Source organism: Frankia sp. CcWB3 (assembly GCF_977927595.1).
The window spans coordinates 9605-13694 of the sequence record NZ_CDWRCK010000103.1 but is presented as its reverse complement, the minus strand read 5'-3'; the positions used below and the strand labels follow the sequence as shown (position 1 = coordinate 13694).

Annotated in this window: 1 protein-coding gene and 1 pseudogene; both read left to right on the top strand. The window is 69.0% G+C overall.

The window, feature by feature from the left end; all coding sequences use genetic code 11:
• Positions 1 to 487: pseudogene (locus tag ACY5KJ_RS10095) on the top strand (hypothetical protein); the annotation flags it as partial.
• A 485-nt stretch (positions 488 to 972) separates the two neighbouring features.
• Complete coding sequence (locus tag ACY5KJ_RS10090; RefSeq protein WP_462203249.1) at positions 973 to 3714, top strand: Hsp70 family protein; 2742 nt, start codon at positions 973 to 975, stop codon at positions 3712 to 3714.
• The last annotated feature ends 376 nt before the right edge of the window (positions 3715 to 4090 follow it).

The following is a 4090-nucleotide window of genomic DNA, read 5'->3' as shown; positions in this document are numbered from 1 at the left end:
GGACGGCGCCACGTTGGTCTTCATCGACGGGGACGAGCATCTCAGGTTCTTCTACCGGTCTCTCTTCAAGCTGGAGGACATAGCCGAGGAGATTTTCTTCGTGCACGCGGAGAAAGCTTTTCCTCGACTCCTTTTCGCCGACGGCCTAACCTTTCGAAAATTTGATGGCGGCTACTCCCTGAGAGATACTGCTGTTCTTCATCTTGCCGCATTAAATGATCGGTTTTCCGATTTGTTCATTGCCGAGAATGGTTCCTCCGCGCAGATTTCCGCGCGCCTGGGGATAGCCGTCAGTATCGAGGGTAGGACTCGGGGATCTGCTACTCTGATGCGCAGACGTGACGTCATATTCCGGGGTTTCTCCGTCCGGTGTGAATGGCATTCAAAACTCGAACCGCATCGGAATCGTATTCACTTCTTCCCCGGCGACTCCCGGACCGATGGGAAGATTCTGGTCGGCATGTTCGTCCGGCATCTGCCGACCTGATTGGGACCGGCCTCGCCGGCCCCCGGGTAAGGAGTAGATCTCGGCTGGTCGGAGATCCCCGAGAGCCGCCGGATCCAGGGCTCCACCCCGCCGTGTCCTGCTCGGTGTCCTCGCCTATCCGGGTAGGAGGTGTTGACGATCACAGGGTGCCGCGATCACAGGATGCTGGATCATGGAGTTCCGGACGCGAGGTGTCCGGCACGGCGCATCGGCCGGTCCTGGCGGGCCCAGCGTCATGGCACCGTCGGACCCGCGGCAGGCCGGTCGGGCCGGGGCCCGGCACCGTCCGGCACCGTTCGGCGACTCAGTGACCTGCTCACCGGCTCAACGGGAGCCGGAAATATTTTGTCCGCTCTCGGACACAAATATTGCCTGGTCAAACGTCCACGATGATCGTGGTAACGGGAGTGGAAGGATCTCCGGCGGCCGAGCGGAGTACCGTGGCTCCGGTCGCCGTGATGATCGCGTAGGTTTCGGGAGACGCGGTGAGCTATCAGCTGGGTATCGACCTCGGATCCGCGAACACGATCGTCGGGGTGGCGGACGGAGGCTGGCCCCGCGTGCTCGAACTGAGCGGCCAGCGTCGCCTGCCGTCGGTGGTCTACGCCGCCCCGGCCGGTGGCCTGCAGTTCGCCCGCGCGGCGGACCGCCGGTCGCTGGTCGACCCCGAGCGTGCCGCGACCGACCTCCTGCGCCGGCTCGGGGACAGCGGTCCCGTTCTGCTCGGGGGTGCCGCCTACAGCCGGGAGGGACTGATCGCCCGGTTGGTGACCTACGTCGTCACGGCCGCCACCGAGCAGCTCGGGTCGGAGCCGGACCAGGTCGTCGTGACGTTCCCGACGTTCTGGTCGGCGGCCCGGCGCGAGGTGTTCGCGGACGCCGTGAGCCAGCTCTCCGATGTCACGGTGCCCGTCGCGGCGTTCCCGGCCGCCGACGCGATCGGAACCCTGCTGTCTCACGGCTCCTCGACCCAGACCGTTGAGTTGGTCGGATGGTACGACTTCGGCGCCGGCTTCCTCGACACGGGGATCCTGTCCTTCTCGCCGTTCGGGTTCCAGCTGCTCGGCTTGGCCGCGGGTCTGCGCCACGGCGCCGGCCTCGAGCTCGACGAGCTCCTGGTCGACCGGGTGCTGACCGGCGCGAGTGTCGAGCGTGCGGCGCTTGACCGTTCCGACCCGATGATCCGGACCGCGCTCGGCAGGCTGCGGCGGGAGTGCGCGCAGGCGAAGGAGATCCTTTCCGGTGAGGACGAGGTCGACGTTCCGGTCTCCCTTCCCGGAGTCGATACCTTCGTCACGCTGAGCCGGGCGGAGCTGGAGACTCTCATCGGCCCGATCGTCGATGACACGATCATGACCTTCCGCCGGGCGCTCCGCTCGGTGCCGGTGACCTCCGCCGAGCTGTCCCGGATCCTGTTGTCCGGCGGGATCTCCCACCTTCCGTTGGTGGCCCGCCGGCTGCGGGAGACCTTCAGCGGGATCGGCCGGATCGACCACGGTTCGGACGCGGATGTGGCGATGGGCGCGGCGCTGCTCGCCGCCGACCTCGCTGACCGGTTCGGCGCCGTCGGTGCCGGGAGCGCACCCGGTGTTCCAGGTGTTCCGGGTGTTCTCGGCGCGGTCGGTGTTCCGGGTGTGCCCGGAGCTTTCGGAGCCGTCGGGGCGGTGGCCGCCGGCGGTTCCGGCGCGTCGGGCGATGCCGGTGACGCCGAGGAACCTTCCGCCCAGGAGCCCTCCGACGTCACCGCGGTGATCCGGCCGCCGGACGCCGCGGACCTGGTCTCGCGGCCGCCCTTCCTGTCCGGGCCGAGGGGGCTGTCCGGGCCGAGGGGGTTCGCGGGCACAGTGGGTCCGGCCGGGGTCCGAGGCGTGCCGGAGGCGGACGGCGTGACGGTCGCGGCGACGGTGCTCAGCGGCCCGGACGGCTCCGCGCTGCACGGCTCGGGCGCCGGGGACGACACGGTGATCTCCTCGGGTGGCGCGGCGGATCCCCCACCGCCGGGGATCGCCGCCGACGGCCCGGGCCCGTCCGACACGCCCGGTCACCGGATCCCGCCCGGCCTCATGCCGGTGGGCGCCGATCGGGACCACGTTCTGCTCGGGCCGCCGGGGAAGCTCGACCTGCCCTCGGACCTCTCGACGGGCGGTGCGGGCGGCCCGCACGGTGCCTCCGCCGGGGACAGCCGGGGAATCTTCGGGTCCCGGCGGGCCACGGTCGTCGCCGCCATTGTCGTGGTCCTCTTCTTGGCCCTCGGGGCGACCTTCGCCGTGGTGCTGACCGGCCGTGACTCCGGGGCGGACGCGGTGGCCGCCCCGGCGGTCACCGCGTCGCCGGCCCCATCCGCCACCGGCCCGACCGGGCCACCCGCCTCCGCCGTGAACCTCGTCCGGGTGGCGGGATCCTCGGAGGTCGCCCCGATTACCGAGACCGTCTACAACGAGTTCCGTCAGGTGCAGCGCAACGTCACCGTCAGCATCGAGCCCACGACGACCGAGGACGGTTTCGCCGCGCTGTGCAGCGGCAAGGCCGACATCGCCGGCGCCTCGTTCGAACTCAATCCCGGATTCGTCAAGAACCCCGACTGCGAGAAGAAGGTCGTCGGGTTCGAGGTGGCGTACCACACCCTGCCGATCGTGGTCAACCCGCAGAACACCTGGCTGCACTGTCTGACCCTGCGGCAGGTCAAGCAGGTGTGGGGGGCCGGTTCCGCCGTCACCCGGTGGAGCCAGATCGACCCGTCGTTCCCGGACGAGCCGATCACGTTTGTCGGGCCGCCGCGCGGCTCAGTGCAGGCGCAGGTGTTCAACGCCACGATCAGTAACGCCAGCGACCGGTCCCGCGACTACCGGCAGGCCGATCTCAGTGGGGTCGCCAACGACGTGGCCGCCGACCGCTCGGCCATCGGCTACCTCGACTTCCCCACCTACGAGACCTTCGGCACCAAGCTGCGCGGCGTCGAAATCAACAATGGTGACGGGTGCGTGGCGCCGAACGCCGTGTCGGTCGGCACCGGCGTCTACCTGCCGCTGTGCAAGCCGCTGTTCGTCTACGCCCGCACGGACGCCCTGCGCCGGCCGGCGACCGCAGCCTTCCTGCGCTACTACCTGGAAAACGGCCGGAAGATCGCCTTCGACGCGCACTACGTCCCCCGCAACGACGACACGGTCGGGGAGAACGTCGCCAAGCTTGCGAGCCTGACGACCGGCGTGGGACCTGTGCCGGCCTAGCCAGCCGGTCTCGTGGGGCTCGGCGGACAGGTTGGGCAGGCCCGGATGGCGCTAGACCTGTCGCGTTGTCGCGCGGTCGTCGACTGTCTGATGACGGTCACGATCGTGCCGACCGGGCGACGGGGGTCGACACACCGATCCGCGATCCTCCCCAAGGGGGTGATACGGGGCCGCTGTTATGCGGGAGTCGACGCCGACGGCGGTGAGGGACTTGGCTAGCTCGGGGAGCAGCTCGGCCCTGTCACGCGCCGTACGCTGCCATCGACAGACGTTCGACTCGCCCGAACATTAGTTCGGGCGAGCGCCCTGCTGGGAGTGCGTTTCTCTGGTAGGGAGTCGAAATGAAATAACTTGCGCGTTTCGAACCCTCCACAGG